This is a genomic window from Pseudomonas sp. NBRC 111138 (assembly GCF_001320835.1).
Classification (GTDB): domain Bacteria; phylum Pseudomonadota; class Gammaproteobacteria; order Pseudomonadales; family Pseudomonadaceae; genus Aquipseudomonas; species Aquipseudomonas paracarnis.
In genome coordinates this window covers 18,834-35,629 of sequence record NZ_BCBO01000112.1, presented here as the reverse complement: position 1 = coordinate 35,629, position 16,796 = coordinate 18,834, and the positions used below count along the sequence as shown (strand labels likewise).

The 16,796-nt window shown below is 52.9% G+C and carries 14 protein-coding genes and 3 pseudogenes; 8 read left to right on the top strand and 9 right to left on the bottom strand.

Annotated features, from left to right (window positions below):
- Window positions 1-5: 5 nt before the first annotated feature.
- Complete coding sequence (locus APH41_RS20545) at window positions 6-1,295, top strand: serine/threonine transporter (protein WP_014717054.1); 1,290 nt, start codon at window positions 6-8, stop codon at window positions 1,293-1,295.
- A 265-nt stretch (window positions 1,296-1,560) separates the two neighbouring features.
- Window positions 1,561-1,878 (top strand): DUF3509 domain-containing protein, encoded by a 318-nt coding sequence (locus APH41_RS20540; protein ID WP_034128674.1) that lies wholly within the window; start codon window positions 1,561-1,563, stop codon window positions 1,876-1,878.
- Here APH41_RS20540 and APH41_RS20535 read toward each other — a convergent pair.
- Window positions 1,875-2,126, bottom strand: a pseudogene (locus APH41_RS20535) (phosphate-starvation-inducible PsiE family protein); the annotation flags it as partial. The gene APH41_RS20540 and the pseudogene APH41_RS20535 overlap by 4 nt on opposite strands.
- A gap of 436 nt (window positions 2,127-2,562) precedes the next feature.
- Between APH41_RS20535 and APH41_RS20530 the strand changes: the two are divergent.
- From APH41_RS20530 to APH41_RS28875, 3 genes are read left to right on the top strand one after another with little or no spacing between them, the layout of a single operon-like run.
- A complete protein-coding gene (locus APH41_RS20530) occupies window positions 2,563-3,819 on the top strand; it encodes an AAA family ATPase (protein WP_082430479.1) in 1,257 nt (418 codons plus the stop codon).
- Window positions 3,816-4,703 (top strand): DUF4435 domain-containing protein, encoded by an 888-nt coding sequence (locus APH41_RS20525; RefSeq protein ID WP_054921094.1) that lies wholly within the window; start codon window positions 3,816-3,818, stop codon window positions 4,701-4,703. The genes APH41_RS20530 and APH41_RS20525 overlap by 4 nt, the downstream gene beginning before the upstream one ends.
- A gap of 35 nt (window positions 4,704-4,738) precedes the next feature.
- Window positions 4,739-5,584, top strand: a complete 846-nt coding sequence (locus APH41_RS28875) for a hypothetical protein (protein ID WP_156359072.1) — start codon at window positions 4,739-4,741, stop codon at window positions 5,582-5,584.
- An 81-nt stretch (window positions 5,585-5,665) separates the two neighbouring features.
- Here the strand turns inward: APH41_RS28875 and APH41_RS20520 are convergent.
- Window positions 5,666-6,123, bottom strand: a pseudogene (locus APH41_RS20520) (phosphate-starvation-inducible protein PsiE).
- A gap of 481 nt (window positions 6,124-6,604) precedes the next feature.
- Between APH41_RS20520 and APH41_RS20515 the strand changes: the two are divergent.
- The gene (locus APH41_RS20515) at window positions 6,605-8,245 is read left to right on the top strand and encodes a DUF4435 domain-containing protein (RefSeq protein ID WP_054921092.1); all 1,641 of its coding nucleotides are present in this window, start codon (window positions 6,605-6,607) and stop codon (window positions 8,243-8,245) included.
- A gap of 83 nt (window positions 8,246-8,328) precedes the next feature.
- Here APH41_RS20515 and APH41_RS20510 read toward each other — a convergent pair whose 3' ends face one another.
- Together APH41_RS20510 and APH41_RS20505 are read right to left on the bottom strand one after the other, a co-directional pair.
- Window positions 8,329-8,781 (bottom strand): phosphate-starvation-inducible protein PsiE, encoded by a 453-nt coding sequence (locus tag APH41_RS20510; protein WP_054921089.1) that lies wholly within the window; start codon window positions 8,779-8,781, stop codon window positions 8,329-8,331.
- A gap of 63 nt (window positions 8,782-8,844) precedes the next feature.
- Window positions 8,845-9,168 (bottom strand): phosphate-starvation-inducible protein PsiE, encoded by a 324-nt coding sequence (locus tag APH41_RS20505; protein WP_054921085.1) that lies wholly within the window; start codon window positions 9,166-9,168, stop codon window positions 8,845-8,847.
- 417 nt (window positions 9,169-9,585) lie between these two features.
- On the opposite strand from APH41_RS20505, the gene APH41_RS20500 reads away from it, so the two are divergent.
- The gene (locus tag APH41_RS20500) at window positions 9,586-9,846 is read left to right on the top strand and encodes a YebG family protein (protein WP_003188807.1); all 261 of its coding nucleotides are present in this window, start codon (window positions 9,586-9,588) and stop codon (window positions 9,844-9,846) included.
- 55 nt (window positions 9,847-9,901) lie between these two features.
- On the opposite strand, the gene APH41_RS20495 is transcribed toward APH41_RS20500, so the two are convergent.
- Window positions 9,902-10,921: a Glu/Leu/Phe/Val dehydrogenase dimerization domain-containing protein gene (locus tag APH41_RS20495; RefSeq protein WP_014717048.1), complete on the bottom strand. Its 1,020-nt coding sequence runs from the start codon at window positions 10,919-10,921 to the stop codon at window positions 9,902-9,904.
- A gap of 187 nt (window positions 10,922-11,108) precedes the next feature.
- Here APH41_RS20495 and APH41_RS20490 point away from each other — a divergent pair, with 187 nt between their 5' ends.
- Window positions 11,109-11,912, top strand: coding sequence for a SirB1 family protein (locus APH41_RS20490; protein WP_054921083.1), 804 nt, complete (start codon window positions 11,109-11,111; stop codon window positions 11,910-11,912).
- Window positions 11,913-12,011: 99 nt separating this feature from the next.
- Here APH41_RS20490 and APH41_RS20485 read toward each other — a convergent pair.
- The 4 genes and pseudogenes from APH41_RS20485 to hmgA form a co-directional block, all read right to left on the bottom strand.
- A pseudogene (locus APH41_RS20485) lies at window positions 12,012-13,328 on the bottom strand (MFS transporter).
- Between the two features lie 147 nt (window positions 13,329-13,475).
- Window positions 13,476-14,111, bottom strand: coding sequence for a maleylacetoacetate isomerase (gene maiA / locus APH41_RS20480; protein WP_054921081.1), 636 nt, complete (start codon window positions 14,109-14,111; stop codon window positions 13,476-13,478).
- A 12-nt stretch (window positions 14,112-14,123) separates the two neighbouring features.
- Window positions 14,124-15,410: a fumarylacetoacetase gene (gene fahA, locus APH41_RS20475; RefSeq protein WP_054921080.1), complete on the bottom strand. Its 1,287-nt coding sequence runs from the start codon at window positions 15,408-15,410 to the stop codon at window positions 14,124-14,126.
- Window positions 15,411-15,413: 3 nt separating this feature from the next.
- Complete coding sequence (hmgA, locus tag APH41_RS20470) at window positions 15,414-16,697, bottom strand: homogentisate 1,2-dioxygenase (protein WP_054921078.1); 1,284 nt, start codon at window positions 16,695-16,697, stop codon at window positions 15,414-15,416.
- Between the last annotated feature and the right edge of the window lie 99 nt (window positions 16,698-16,796).

The following is a 16,796-nucleotide window of genomic DNA, read 5'->3' as shown; positions in this document are numbered from 1 at the left end:
TACCGATGACTGATGTACGTACACCTGCTGCCGAAAATCCCGATGTCAGAGAAAGCACAGTAACCACCGGCTGGACCAAACACGATACCACCTGGATGCTCGGCCTCTATGGCACCGCCATCGGCGCGGGCACCCTGTTCCTGCCGATCAATGCCGGCGTAGGCGGCTTCTGGCCGCTGATCGTGCTGGCATTGCTGGCATTTCCGATGACCTTCTTCGCCCACCGTGGGCTGACGCGCTTTGTGCTGTCGGGCAAATCCGGCGACATCACCGAAGTGGTCGAGGAACACTTTGGTGTCGGCGCCGGCAAGCTGATCACCCTGCTGTATTTCTTTGCGATCTTCCCGATCCTGCTGGTGTACAGCGTGGCGCTGACCAACACCCTCGGCAGTTTCATGGAGCACCAATTGCACATGGCGCCGCCGCCCCGGGCGATTCTGTCGCTGGTGCTGATCCTTGGCCTGATGGCCATCGTGCGTTGCGGCCAGGGCGTGATCGTCAAGGCCATGAGCGTGCTGGTGTACCCCTTCGTGGCCGCCTTGCTGCTGCTGGCGTTCAGCCTGATTCCCAACTGGAACGGCGCATTCTTCGCCTCGGCCAGCGAGGGCATGCCGCTGCCGCTGTTCTTCAAAACGCTGTGGCTGGCGATCCCGGTGATGGTGTTCTCGTTCAACCATTCGCCGATCATCTCCGCCTTTGCCGTGGACCAGAAGCGCGTCTACGGCGCCCAGGCCGAGCGCAAAAGCAGCGGCATCCTGGCCACCGCCCACGGCATGATGGTGCTGACCGTGATGTTCTTCTGCTTCAGCTGCGTGCTGGCGCTGTCACCGGCTGACCTGGCCGCTGCCAAGGCGCAGAACATCTCGATCCTGTCGTACCTGGCCAACCACTTCCAGACGCCGGTGATTGCCTACGCCGCACCGTTGATCGCGCTGGTGGCGATTACCAAGTCCTTCCTGGGTCACTACATTGGTGCCAGCGAAGGCTTCCAGGGGCTGATCGTCAAATCCCTGCGTGGGCGCAACCGTTCGATGTCGGCGAAATGGCTGGAACGCTGCACCGCGTTGTTCATGGTGCTGACCTGCTGGGCCGTGGCCACCTTCAACCCGAGCATCCTGGGCATGATCGAAACCATGGGCGGGCCGATCATCGCGTGCCTGCTGTTCCTGATGCCGATGTACGCGATTCGCCGCGTGCCATCTTTGCGCCAGTATTCAGGTCAGGTATCGAATGTGTTTGTGGTGGTCATCGGCCTGATTGCGCTGTCTGCGATCGTTTTTTCCGTAATGCCCTGAATTAGCTCACGACATACATCCAATGTGGGAGCGGGCTTGCCCGCGATAGCGATCATTCAGCCAACTATTGATTGGCTGATACACCGCAATCGCGGGCAAGCCCGCTCCCACATTTGGATTTCTGTGCCGGGTAAATCGCTGTACGGCACGGCCTTTGCTGTAGAACTTTTGAGGAAAACGGAATTTGGCCAGTGGTCAGGCAATGCGAACTAATCCCGACACCGGCCGTCAATGACTGCATGTTCTTATCAGGCGGTAACGCACCATGGACAATCCTTTTCAGATCATCACCGACACGTTCAGCCCCCAATACCGCGTCAACCTGAGCATCCAACGGCTGGACGGCAGCATCATGCTCACCCTCTCTGACGAGACTGGCGTAGTGGCCAAGCGCATGATCAGCGCCGAACAACGCAACGACCCGCAGCGCCTCAGGCGCCTGGTGCAAAGCATCCAGTTCGGCATCGCCATCGAACAGGGCCACAGCGCCGTGGAAATCCTGGAGCTGATGACGGACGGCGACAGCCACAAACTCCTGCAGCGACCGCCCGCCCGTACCCTGCCCTTCAGCGTGGGGCTTTAAAGCTCGCCTTTCTCGGTCTCAAGGCTCGCCTCGCCCTTGCGACGCGGGCTTTCGACCTTCACCGAAGGGAAGGCAGACGACGCATAGCGCACCACCAGGATCGCAAACGCCAACAGCAGAATCCCGCCGCACAGGTAGATGATGCCCAGGTCTGGCGGGTTGTGATGAGACACGTTGGAGATCAGCAAACGCGTGAGCGCGGTAATCGCCACGTAGATCAGGAAGCGCACCGGCATGCGGTTGGTCTTGACGACAGGGTTTCCCTATTTCGGTCAAATACACTCGTGACGCATACGCCTATAGCTGGCTGCCGAAGAAAGCGTCATGATATCATTTAGACACCTCGAGGCTAGATTCATAACTTAATAGTAAAAAATCGACTTGGAGGTCGAGATGCTATCAAAAGGAGTTGTTCAAAAATGGATTTTATAGAAGTTAAGAACAAAAAGAGTTTTGATAATACAATAGTCTACTGCCCCCAATCTGCAAACTTATACCAAGTCACACAACCATTCAGCACTGTCAAGCCCATCTCAACTCGCCCCTATTCAACCGAACATTTTAACGCACTCAGCCAGAAAAGCTCTTGGCGCTACTATTTCTTCGGCATCGTGTAGAAAAACATGAACGCCCACATATCAAATAACTGTTTAAATACAATTTCTTAACAAGACCGAGATAAATATGCATTTAATAGATAGAGTAGAAATTAAAGGATTTTGGGGAAATCACGCTATCCTGATAGATATGAAAGATGACTACAACTTTGTAATCGGCGCAAACGGCTCTGGCAAAACCACCATGTTTAATTTGATAGCAGGAGTCCTTCAAGGCAACAAATCCATTCTAGCAAAACATGAATTCGACAGTATCAAAATAATCTTAAAAAGCCCAAACTCAAGAAAAAAACCATCTATCGAAGCAATCAAAGACAAAGATGTGCCCTTTTTTTTAGTTAATTACAAAATCACCGAAAACTCCAGCGAAAAGCCCTTCAACTACGAACTCTCAGACATGGATATACTAGAGGGCTTCAATCCTAGCACGATAAGATTAAGAAGCAGGCTTATTGGAAACATGGCAGCAGGAAGGACGCTCAATAAACACCTCACAGAGCTCGTAAATTTAACTTGGCTATCAGTTCAGAGGGGCAATGCAACAAATGAAATTACAGATCCCCTCGATCATAAGCTCGAAGACTTATCAAATAGATTAGTAAGATACCTTTCTGCAGTCGGCAAACAAGTCAATAGGCTTTACGAGAGCTTCCAGGAGCAGGTTTTCCTTTCGCTTCTTTCAACAGAAAGAAGCGCATCACTGGCGATACCCGCCGCTAAAAAAGTAGAAAAAGAAAAGCTAGCACTTCTACAAATATTTGCGCAGTTTTCTATCGACAAAAAGAATTACAGCCAAAAAATTGAAGATCATTTTAGTGCAATTGAAAAGCTCAACTCAAAAATAACCCACGAAACACATCTTTCTATCGATGAGTATATGACCATCATAGATTTGAAAAGAATAGAAAAATCTGTGGATTTCTGGGAGCAAGTGACGATTGAAAAAAACAAGCTATTAGCTCCACGCGACAAATTCATGGGACTACTCAACAAATTAATGCAAAAAAAAGAGCTGACTCTTAACGAGCGAAACGAAATTGTAATCACAACACAGTCTGGAAAATACCTAACTACTCGCCAGCTATCATCCGGCGAAAAACAGATACTAATCATATTTGGTGAAGCACTACTACAAGAAAACAAAACATATATATATATGGCAGACGAACCTGAGCTGTCATTGCATATCGATTGGCAAGAGTATCTCGCCACAAATATTAAGACACTAAATCCATCAGCACAGGTAATTTTCGCAACTCATTCTCCAGATGTAGTTGGGGCCTTACAGGAAAATATAATCCCCATGGAGCGATGCATAAAATGACATTTACAAGATCATCCAATGGCATTTCCAACTATAAAAATTTTCTCAACTCTGACATCATAATTTTCTCAGAAGGCGGAAATATTGGTAGGATAATTGACAATCCAGATGACGACGTGTGGTCGATTGACTCAATTTTCTGGAGGACCATTTTTCTTAAATATTTACCTAATATTACTGTTAGAATCAAATCCCTTGGGAGTAAAAATAACGTACTGCCATATGCAGAAAAAATTCTTGCTAATGAGGTGTCCTCAAGCATCGCAGTGATGGATCGTGATTTTGACTTATACAACAACAAGCTAATATCCCACCCTTGTGTAATTTATACTCAAGGCTATAGCTGGGAAAATGACGCTTGGCGTGCTGGAATACTTATCTGCGCACTATGCGAGCTTCATCCAAATGGCATGATCTCGCAAAAAACCATCGATGAGATTCTATCTAGATATTTGCATTTCTCTAAAACAATCAATCGTGTGGTGCTGTTTGACATATTATGTTCAGCACAGGATCTTCCCGGAATCCCAGAAGATTTCGGATCTGTTGTTGAAGTTTTCAACGGGGTCCAATGTCGCATTAGGAAAGATGAATTCAAAAAACTAATTAAGAAAGCAAAAGAAAACAAAAAAACGCCCTTTAAATACATTGGAAATTCTAAAATAAACCCCATTACAGACTGCTACGGAAAGCTATTTGCTGAATTCGCCTTTGGCGTAATGACTGAATTTTATAAAAAAATCACAGGTCTAAAAGTTTTGAATCGACAACATGCAGATCAGTTAGTGGCCACTGCTATTTCAAAAAATACAGCGTATCAATTCGACCCAGACCTCTGCAATTATTATGAACATTCGGTGAAGCAAGCCGCCGCAGCTATGTAGCCTGTAGATGCACACCTAGAGATCGAAGGTACTATATGACGATAGTCGCAGCTTGGGTACGGACCTCGAAAAGAGGGGCGGAAGAGCTTATAGTTTGCTCTGATAGCAGATTGAATGGAGGTGGCATTTTAGACTGTGCGCCTAAAACCTTTCAACTTCCGAGAAAAGACTCTGTACTTGCATTTTGTGGCGATACATTCCTCGCCTATCCACTACTACTTCAAATGTCACAGGCTATTAACTCACACACTCCGATGAGAGACGGCGTCATTGACTACATCCCCTTCAGAACATACACGGTTAAATTACTAAACACCCTATTTAGCAGCTTCGAAACGTACATTGACGAATTCAAGAAACCTAATTATGACTTCTTACTTTGTGGATATTCATGGTTCAAAAAAGAATTCTGCATAGACAGGCTTGTATTCATGCCCAATAGCAAGAAGTTTGAAGTACATTCAATTCAAAAAGAAATAGGTGAATTTGGTAAAATTGCATTTATCGGAGACAAATCTCGAGAGGCAAGAGACAATCTTTACAGGCTACTGAGAGCTCGACATGGAGATGCATCAGTAATCAAAGGTGCGCCACTTTTCAAGCGTTACGACATGGAACCATTTGAAGTCATAAGGGATATGTTGCGAACTGCGGAGTTAAATTCAACAATAGGCGGAGCGCCACAACTTTTATCCATATGCCAGCACATGACTTCAAGGCATTTAGCGATACACTGGCCAAATAAAAATGATGGAAAGGTTTTTCTTTCCGGTCGACCTGTATTTGACTTTGAGAATATAGACAGCTGGATTTTAGACCCTGACACCTTTCAAAAAACTCACAAACACTTAACCAGACATGATAAAGGCAACCAACAGTAACTGCGGGTTAAAAATCACCTCACGACTAGCGAAGACAATGCGAATATAAGGCCTTGCAATATTCGCATTATATATACCAAGTTAACTATCAGATTTTTCTTTTACTGACGGATACTTTGAAGACGAGTATCTGACCACCAGAATTGAAATTGCCAGTAACAACACACCGCCACACACATAAAGGATCCCGGTATCCGGCGCATTGTGATGAGAAACATCACTTATCAGCAATCGAATCAATGCGGTTACTCCGATATACAGCAAAATTCTCAGTGGCATGTAATTAGTTATTAAAATAAAATGCCCGCCATGGCTAACAATTCTAAATTGATAAAAAGCAGTAAAATATCATCAACCGTTATTTTCGACTGTTGAAGCATACCTATAAATGTAGATATTCCAGCCCAAACGGTGATTAATCCAATTGCGAAAAGGACGAGGTAATGGAACGTTTCTACGAATAAATTCCCAATCGAATCAGCACCACCGCGCAGCTTTTTACGCAGGCTTTCAGCCCATTTCACTTCTTGCGTCACCATACTCACCACTGTTCAAAAATTGAGCAAAAAAAGCTAACCATACGCCGCATCAGAAGCGGGTCATGCACCCCACGCCCCAGCGTTATCAGGGCTTGCAAGCATCTGGCAATCACTAAAAGGAATGTTAGAAACGTATACCTTCGTCTTGACGGCGGGGCCTCCCTAATTTTTGAATACCGAACATTAAATATAGCCCACAGTATGAATTTTACGGGTGCTATCCCCTTGCGCCCAAAGTTCGAAAAACGCTAGCGCATTTACCGCCCCTCGAAGTAGCATTGAACCATTACCAGAAACGAAATTGGGCATTTTTCATCCAAAAATACTGATTTACACCACTTGAAAAAATCAAGATTTTATTTCAAAAAACACAATTTCTAGACCTGCATAAAACACTAACCGCCAAGCTACTCAACTATTACAGACTAACCAACATAACCAACCATTCTGACACTTTATAAAAACTCAAAGCAGACAAAATATGAAAGCCACTGAAGAACGAATCTTATCTCTCCCAACAAAAAACTCCGAGACTAAAAATATAAATTCACACCAAAGCATATTATTAGTCGGCGCTAATGGCTCGGGAAAAACCCGACTCGGCACGTGGATTGAAATGCAGTCACCGCAGTCAAAGTTAGTCCACCGAATTTCAGCGCAAAAGTCCTTGGCAATGCCGGACTCGACCACCCCCGTATCGATTGAGCTTGCCGAAAAAGATCTTCTATTTGGGTATGCCGACGCCCCATTAGGAAGTGAACATGTATATAAAGACGGCTCCAAATGGAATAGCAAACCTGCTATATTCATGTTAAATGACTTCCAAAAACTAATGGTTTACTTATTTTCCGATGAAACAGAAGCAAATGCAAAATACAAAGCACAACAAAAGCTTAACTCAATTCGTATTGAGCCTCCCAAAACCAAGCTCGACCTACTGAAAGATCTTTGGGAGAAAATACTCCCCCATCGCGAGCTAATTGTAGGTGGTTTAAGGATTCAAACTAGGGTCAAAAACTCTCCCGACAAAATATATAACTCTTCAGAAATGAGTGATGGTGAGAGAGTAATTTTCTACTTAATCGGACAATGCTTGGCGGCTCGGGCAAATGGGATAATCATAATCGACGAACCTGAACTACACCTTCACAAATCCGTCCAGACACCTTTATGGGCAGAAATCGAAAAACTTAGACAAGACTGCCTATTTGTTTATCTTACTCACGACGTTGACTTTGCAGCGGCCAAAGAAAACTCAAAACGCGTATGGTTAAAGTCATTTGATGGACAGAACTGGGACTGGGAAGAACTTCTAGAAGATGATGCCTTACCTAATGACCTATTAATAGAAGTTCTCGGCAGCCGAAAGCCAGTAGTGTTTGTAGAGGGCGATAACGGAAGCCATGACGTCTCATTGTATCGTGCCATTCTGCCTTCATTTTTAGTGATACCTCGTGGTAGTTGCACTCAAGTCATCCAAAGTGTAAAAGCACTTAAGTGCAATCCACAGTTACACACCCTTGAGATATACGGAATAATTGATAGAGACCGACGAGTAAAGACAGAAGTTGACGCACTAGAGAAAGACTCAATCTTTGTGCTAAACGTCGCAGAGGTGGAAAATCTATTTTGCACCAAAGAGCTATTAGAGATTGTAAGTAATAGGCTGGCCAGGGATGCAAACGGGGATTTTAGAGAGGCTTCCAAAACTGTATTCTCACGACTTCGCTCGGAAATCGACACGCAAGTATCATTACATGTCGCAGGTGAAATTAAATTTCTGCTTAACTTCTTTAACGACAGAGCAAAGGGTTCAGCCGCACTTCAAGAAGCCCTAAAAAACCTTTGCAACGGCATCGACATTGAAAGCATATACAGCTCAACATTAGAAAACTTCAACTCCGTGATCGATAGTGAAGACTATGAAAAACTTCTACTACTTTACAACAGAAAATCACTATCCTCGCAAGTCGGAACAGCAATGGGACTCGCAAACGGGGCTCTACCAGAGCTAGTAGTACGCTTAGCGAGAAGTGACTTAAACTCAAAAATCACTGATGCACTGGTTTACTATTTCGGAAACTTTCAACAAATCATTAAAAAACACCAAACAGCAAAATGACACGATAAGAGCATCGCCTTTCCAATACAGGGAAAGGCGAGCTTTACCGTCGATTCGCCATAAGCGGACTAGTATAAAAAATCTTAACTTTCAGTCCTATCTCTTACCGAGGGATATTTTGAAGAGGAATACCTAACAACAAGAATCGACACAGAAAGCAAAAGCACACCACCACAAACGTAAAGAATACCCATATCAGGGGCGTTGTGATGTGAAACGTCGCTAATCAACAGTCTAATCAAAGCCGTTACGCCGATGTAAAGCAAGAAACGTAAAGGCATGTGATTTGTACGAAAATAAATGCCCGCCATAGCCAGCAATTCAAGAAAAATGAAAAGCAGCAAAATGTCATCGACCGAGATTTTAGGCTGTTGCAGCATATCTATAAACGTTGAAATTCCCGCGTAAACCGTTACCACTCCAATTCCGAACAAGGCGAGATAGTGAAACGTTTCTACGAACAGATTGCCAATCGAGTCAGCACCACCATGCAGCTTTTTGCGTAGGCTTTCAGCCCATTTCACTTGCTCAGTCATCCTATTCTACCACCCTCAAAATTTGAGTGATTCAAGCCAACCTCACAGCCTGTCAGAGACGGGTTATGCACACCGTGCCCCAGCATTGACGGGGTTTTCAAGGTTTTGGGCACCCATAAATAAATTGTTAGTAACGTGTACCTTCGTCTTGAAGTAAATCCCGACCATGGCGCCCAGTTCCAGGTAGATGAACAGCAGCAAGATGTCATCGATCTTGATGTGCCCATTCTCCAGCATCCCCAAGAACTCCATCACCGCTGCCCAGGCGGTCACCGCACCAATGGCGAACAGCGCCAGGTAATGGAACGACTCGACAAACAGATTACCCAACGACTCGGCCAGCCCATGTACTTGCTGACGCAGCCTTTCGGCCCAATTGATTTTCACGATGATGCTTCCTTAGGTCGGCTCGACCGGATAATGCGGGGTGGACGTGACGGTTGTTCTGCATGCAGAAAAAAGGCCAGGGCTGGGGAATAAGATGGTGGCCGTGTGACACGAGGCACTTAAATTACCCCCCGATCGTTCCCACGCTCCGCGTGGGAACGCCGCCTGGGACGCTCCGCGTCCCTCAGACCTGCTCGTGGGTGACGCGGAGCGTCATGGGATGCATTCCCACGCGGAGCGTGGGAACGATCGACCATCGACCTCAGCGTGCCGTGCGAAATTTCCGGTTCAGCCCCCCATTTCCCAACTACATTAAAAACCTACTACCCAAACCCCGGCGTTTGGCTTATCCTTTTCGCTGTATATAAATACAGTAGTCGCAAAAGACAACTATCGTGAAGGCATGTGAGGTGGTGAATGGCCGTCGAAGTGGTATACCGCAGCAGCCGAGATCTGGAGCGTTTGTTCATGGATAAAGCCGAAGCTGACCGTCATGACAAGATGCTTGAACTCGCTGAGTTGCTGGCAGAGGTGTTGCAAAAAGCCGTGCCGTCGTTGAGCGAGCAGCAGGTGGAAGAAGCCGGGATCTACATGGCGAAGAACCGTGATGTATTTGCCAAGGCGTTCAAGAGCCAACCGGACGCATTGTCCGAGTTGCTGAACCCGGCGGCGGAGTAAAGCCCGAATTGAACGGGCCCTGAATCATGGATTCAGGGCCTTTTTAATGCCTGGCCTATTTGTACAGCAGGCGTTCGGCCAGTTCATCGGCCACCCGTGCGGGGGAGCGTTTTTCGGCTTGGGCATGGGCAAAGATTTCGGTCAGGCGGCTGCCGATGTTCGACAGGTGCGCGGTGATGCCTGGCAGGTCGGTGCCGGCGTGTTTGAGGGCGACGTAGATCAGCCCACCAGAGTTGATCACATAGTCCGGTGCGTAGAGGATGCCGCGGCCTTCCAATTGGTCGGCGATGTCCAGGTTGGTCAGTTGTGCGCTGGCGGCACCCGCCACGGCGGCGCAACGCAACTGGCCGACGCTGTTACGGTTGAATACGGCGCCGACGCCGCACGGTGCGAGGATGTCGCAGGGCGTGCTGAGCAAGGCGTCGTTGGCAATCGGGTGGGCGCCCAATTGCTCCATGGCCAGTTGCACCTTGCCGTGGTCGATGTCGCTGACCAGCAGCTCGGCACCCGCGGCGTGCAGTTGTTCGGCCAAGGCGTAACCGACGTTGCCCAGGCCTTGCACCGCCACGCGCAGGCCCTCGAGGTTGTCGCTGCCCAGGCGCGCCATGGCGGTGGTGCGGATACCGGCGAATACCCCCATGGCGGCATGGGGCGCAGGGTCGCCGGCGGCGGTGGTGCTCGTGACAAAGCGAGTGTTCTGGGCGATGCAGTCCATGTCGGCGACCGAGGTACCGCTGTCGATCGAGGTGATAAAGCGGCCATCGAGTTTTTCCACACAACGGCCAAACGCCTCGAACAGCGCCGCACGGCTTTCCACGTGCACGGGGCGGATGATCACCGCGGTGCCGCCGCCCACCGGCAGCCCGGCCAGTGCCGCTTTGTAGCTCATGCCTTGCGCCAGGCGCGCGGCATCGGCCACGGCGGTTTCATCATTAGGGTAAGCCAGGTAACGACAGCCACCCAACGCTGGGCCCAGGCGACTGTTGTGGATGGCGATGATCGCCTTCAAGCCGGTCACCGGATCAACGCTCAGGTGCAGCGATTCAAGGCGGGTGCTGTGCATGAGCGCAAACATCAATGAGCTCCCGAATCACTTCTGGTAGTGGGCCAAGTATAGGCTTGCGGCAGAAAACTGCTGGATTGCACTGGAATAAGCCGCGCGTTTTCGTGGGATCTACGACATAAGAGCGTGGGATATCTCTCAAGATGCTGGACGAAAATTCGCAGCAAGGCTAAAACGGGGGCATATGCCGGAGAACTCAATGAATCCCCGCACCGCCTTTTTCGCCTGCCTGGACCGTTCACCCCCCGCGCTGTTTGAGGCCGCGCTGTGGATTGCTGCCGAGCATGACGCCAGCGTGCAGCCCGCGTTGATACTGCACGACCTTGGTGCGCTACAACAACAGGTGAGCCTGGGCATGCCCTTGCTACCGGCGGATGAACTCGGCCAGCCGCTACTGCGGCGCATGAATGACCTGGGGTTTGCCCAGGATGACCACACGCCGTTGCGCCCCGCCGCCGCGCTGCTGGACAAAGTGCTGCAACGCAAACGCGGGCAACCCTTGGCCATGGGCCTGATCGCACTGGAGATGGCACGGCGCCTGGATATCCCCCTGGTCGGCGTGAACTTCCCTGGGCACTTCCTGCTGCGGGTACCGGGAGCCGACCACCTGTTGGACCCTTGCGGCGGCCGGCGCCTGTACCCCAACGACTGTCGCGAGTTGCTGGCGCGCCAGTACGGGGCGAAACTGAAATTGCAGGCCGACCACCTACTGACCGCCGAGCCACGGGCCATCCTGCAACGGCTGTCGCGCAACCTGCGCCAACTCTACCTTGCCAACGACGAGCCACTGGCCGCCCTGGTGGACGCCGAGCGCGTACTGGAACTGGGCAACGCCAGCGCCTCCGACTACCTGGCGCGGGCCAGCCTGTATCAACGCCTGGACTGCCCCAGCGCCGAACGCTTCGACCTGGAACACGCCCTGCTGCTCAGCGACGACCCGATTCAGCGCCTGCGCCTGACCGAGCGGCTGGGGCACCTGCCGCCCAACTCAGTGGTGCACTGACCCCTGTAGGAGCGAGCTTGCTCGCGAAGAACGTGAACGATAACGCAGGCATCCTGGTTTAACGCGCTGTCCTTGCGGCCTTCGCGAGCAAGCTCGCTCCTACAGTGAAGGCGCCCGCACTTGAATAATCAACAACGCTGCAATCACCGCCGGAATCGCGCAGAAGAAGAAAATCTACTCGACCGGTATATGCATCGCCAACAACAGGCTGCCAAACAGCGGCCCCAGAATTGACCCGAACCGCCCCACACCCAACGCCCAGCCCGTGCCGGTGGCGCGCACCTGCGCCGGGTAAAAGTTACTCGCGAAGGCATTGAGGGTCAGTTGCCCGCCGATGATGCAGAACCCTGCTGCAAACACGCAAGCCACCAGGTAACGTGGGTTGTCGTGGTTCAAGCCCAGCAGGATGGTGCACAGCGCTGCCGCCGCCAGCACGCCGGACAGTAACCGCACTTTGCTTTTCAGACGGTCGGCAAACCAGGCCATGAGGATGGCGCCCAAGGTGCCGGCGAACAGGAACATGGAGGTGACCAGGTTGGCTTCGTTCAACGCCAGGCCGCTTTCGAGCAATAGCGACGGCAACCAACTGATCATGAAATACAGCAGGATCAGGCTGACAAAGAAAGTCGCCCAGATCAGCAGCGTCGGGCGCGCATAGCCGTTGCGAAACAGCTCCACCACCGTCAGTTTGCTGCCTTGCTCCTGCAAGTTTTCAGCTTCGGTCGCCGGTGGCGGTTGCCAATCGGGCAGCATCCGCACCGTGACTTTGCGCAAACGCAGATACGGCGGCGCATCGCGCAACAGGCGCGGCAAGGATTCGGGCAACAGCCACACCAGGAACGGGAACAGCAGCAGCGGCGTCCCCCCCCCCGCCAGGAACACCGCCTGCCAACCAAAACCATCGATAAACCCGGCCGCCACAAAGCCGCCTGCCGCGCCGCCGAACGAGAAGCCGCAGGCCGCCAGGGTCACCATCAAGGTGCGCATCCGCGGCGGCGAATATTCAGACATCAATGCCATGGCACTGGGCATCGCGCCCCCCATACCAATGCCGCAGATAAATCGCGCCGCCATCAACGTGGTCAGGGAATTGGCGAACACCATCAATACCGTGAGGCTGGCGTAGATCAGCACGCACGCCAGCAGAATACGTCGCACGCCAAACCGATCCGCCAGCGGTGTCACCAGCAGCGAGCCCAGGGTGAGGCCCAGCAAGTTGGCGCTGAACACGGGGCCAAACGCGGACTTTTCCAGGCCCCAATCCTGGGCCAGCGCCGGCACTACATAGCCCAGCACCTGAGCGTCATAGCCATCGGTGACCAGTAGCAGTGCCAGCAGCAGGAGAATCAACCATTGGTAGCGCGACACCGGACGGGCGTCGAGTGCCGCACGAAAGCTGGCAATCTGATTGTGCATCGCAAGGTACCTGTTTTTTTATGATTGTTCCCACGCTCTGCGTGGGAATACAGCCCTGGACGCTCCGCGTCCGTTTTTAGAGCCGTGACGCAGAGCGTCACATGAGGCGTTCCCACGCTGAGCGTAGGAACGATCATTACAGGGGGTTCAGGGGGTGTCAGGTTGATTGGCGGGGTGGGCCTGCATGAAGGCTGGATGTTGGGCCGCCAACGCCGCCACCCGCCCAATGCGTGGGTATGCCGCCAAGGGCACCTTGAAGCGCTCGGCCGCATACAACTGCGGGATCAGAAACGCATCGGCCAAGCCCGGCTGCTCACCAAAGCAAAACCCGGTGTCGCCAATCAACTGCTCCACCGCGCCCAGGCCCTGGCTGATCCAGTGCCCGATCCACTCCAGCAATTGCGCCTCATCGTGCCCCCACTTGCGCAGCAAGTTCTGGGTGCTGGAGTTATGCAACGGGTGGATATCACAGGCGATGATCGACGCCACCGCCCGCTCATGAGCCCTGACGAGCAAATCCCTGGAGAACATCGGCACCTGTGGATAACGCTCTTCCAGGTACTCAATGATCGCCTGTGACTGGATCAGCAACGCCCCTTCATCAGTACGCAATGCCGGCACGCGCCCTTGGGGGTTGATCGCCAGGTATTCAGGCTGGCGGTTGGCGCCGCCTGCCGGCACCAGCAGGTTGACCGGCAGCGCGGTGAAATCCAGGCCTTTGAGGGCCAGGGCAATACGTACTCGATACGACGCGGTGGAACGGTAGTAAGTATAGAGTTCCATGGCCCTGCCCTCTCAGCGCGCCGCGACCACGGTACCGCGGCATTCGCCGAAGCCGATGGAGGCAAAACCCTCTCGGCTGCAACGGGCACGCAGAATGATTTCGTCGCCGTCTTCAAGGAATTTACGTACCTCGCCGGAGGCCAATTCAATCGGCTTCTTGCCGCCTTCGGTAATTTCCAACAGGCTGCCGAACTGCCCCGGCTGCGGGCCAGACAACGTGCCCGAACCAAACAGGTCACCCGCCTGCAACTGGCAGCCATTGACGCTGTGGTGCGCCACCATTTGCGCCACGGTCCAGTACATATGCTCGGTGTTGCTCAGGGTCAGGCGATGGGCGGGCAGGTTTTGCTCACGCATCGAGGCCGTGGTGAGCAGCACTTGCAGTTCGATATCAAAGGCGCCCGCGTTCTGATCACGCTTATCCAACAGGTAAGGCAGCGGTTGCGGATCACCTTCAGGGCGCGGCGGCTGGGCTTTGCGGAAAGGCTCCAAGGCTTCGGCAGTCACCACCCACGGCGAGATGCTGGTGATAAAGCTTTTCGACAAGAACGGCCCCAGCGGCTGGTACTCCCAGGCCTGGATATCCCGCGCCGACCAGTCGTTGAGCAGGCAGAAACCGGCGATATGCTCGGCGGCATCACCAATGGCAATCGCATCGCCCATGGCATTGCCCTGGCCGATCCAGATGCCCAGCTCCAACTCATAGTCCAGGCGCGCGCATGGGCCAAAGGTCGGCTCGGACTGACCGGCTGGCAAGGTCTGGCCCTTAGGGCGTCGCACCTCTGTACCCGAGGGACGAATGGTCGAGGCACGGCCGTGGTAACCAATCGGCACGTACTTGTAGTTCGGCAACAGCGGGTTATCGGGGCGGAACAATTTGCCGACGTTTTGCGCGTGCTCGATGCCGACGTAGAAGTCGGTGTAGTCATTGATCTTGGCCGGCAGGTGCATCTGGCAATCGGCGGCACGGTGCAGCACTTGCGCCTCGCGGGTTTGCAGCTTGCTGCCTTCGGCCAGCAGTTCCAGCAGGCGCTGGCGCAGGGCAACGCGAGGCCCACGGCCCAGTTCGAAAAACGCGTTCAACTGCCCGCCCGCAGTGGCTTCGACGGCGCGCCGGGCGTCACCGTCAAACTCATCCAGCGCGGCGTGCAGGTCGAGGATCATGTCGCCAATCGCCACGCCACTGCGCGGGGCCGAGCCGTTGATACTGAACACGCCCAGGGGCAGGTTTTGCAGGGGGAAATCCGCGTGACCATTGGCCGAGGCCACCCAGCTGCGGGTCTGCGTTGGTTGAGTCATGGGTTATCTCCGGTTCGGGTTGAAGGTGGCGGGCAGCGAGGCCCAGCACGCGTCGTAAGCAGGTTGCAGTTGGGGGCACTCCAGGGCGAACTGGGTCGGACGCAGCACTTGGCTGGTCTCGAACATGAAGGCCATGGTGTTATCGATCTTGTGCGGCGCCAGGTCCACGTTGATGGCCTTGGTGCAAGTTTCGCCATCCGGGCCGTGGGCGCTCATACAACTGTGCAGCGACGCGCCGCCCGGCAGGAAGCCTTCGGCCTTGGCATCGTAGGCGCCCTGGATCAGGCCCATGTATTCGTTCATGAGGTTGCGATGGAACCACGGCGGCCGGAAGGTGTTCTCGGCCACCATCCAGCGCGGCGGGAAGATCACGAAGTCGAGGTTGGCCAGGCCGTGCACGCTGGTGGGCGAGGTCAGCACGGTGAAGATCGACGGATCCGGATGGTCAAAACTCACCGTGCCAATGGTGTTGAAGCGACGCAGGTCGTATTTGTACGGCACGTTATTACCGTGCCAGGCGACCACGTTGAGCGGTGAGTGATCCAGCTCGCAGGCCCACAGTTCGCCGAGGAATTTCTGTACCAGCGTGGTCGGTTGCTTGAGGTCTTCGTAACGGGCGACGGGCGTGAGGAAATCGCGCGGGTTAGCCAGGCCGTTGCTGCCAATCGGCCCCAGGTCAGGCAGGCGCAGCGGGGCGCCATGGTTTTCAGCGACGTAGCCGCGGGCTTGCGCGTCCAGCAGTTCGATACGGAACTTGAGGCCACGGGGCAGCACCACGATTTCCAGCGGCTCGACATCCAGCACGCCCAGTTCGGTGGCGATGCGCAAGCGGCCCTGCTCCGGCACGATCAGCAACTCGCCGTCGGCGTTGAAGAACACGCGCTCCATGGAACGATTGGCGCGGTAGTTATAAATGCTGATGCCCGAAGGTTTTTCCGACCCCGAGTTGGCAACCATGCCGACCAGTCCATCGATAAAGTCCGTGGGTTCACCCGGAATATCCAGCGGGTTCCAGCGCAGGCGGTTGGGCGTCACCGCCCCCAGCGGGCCACCGGCCAATTGCCGCGCAAGTTTGACGAACGCCGGGTGATTGGCGGACGGCTGGATGCGGTACAGCCAAGTGCGCCGGGCTTCGCTACGCGCCATAGTGAAGGCAGTGCCGGAAAACAGTTCGGTGTAGAGCCCGTAGGGGGCTTTTTGCGGCGAGTTCTGGCCGACCGGCAGCGCGCCAGGCAAGGCTTCGCTGGCGAATTCGTTGCCGAAACCCGAAAGGTATTCGAGGTCCATGGATCTTCCTCTGTACAGAAGTTGTTTTTATCGTAATCCAGTTACGCATAACGTAATTTGATCACTGTCGACCGTCAAGCTATAAAGACGCCCATTCAT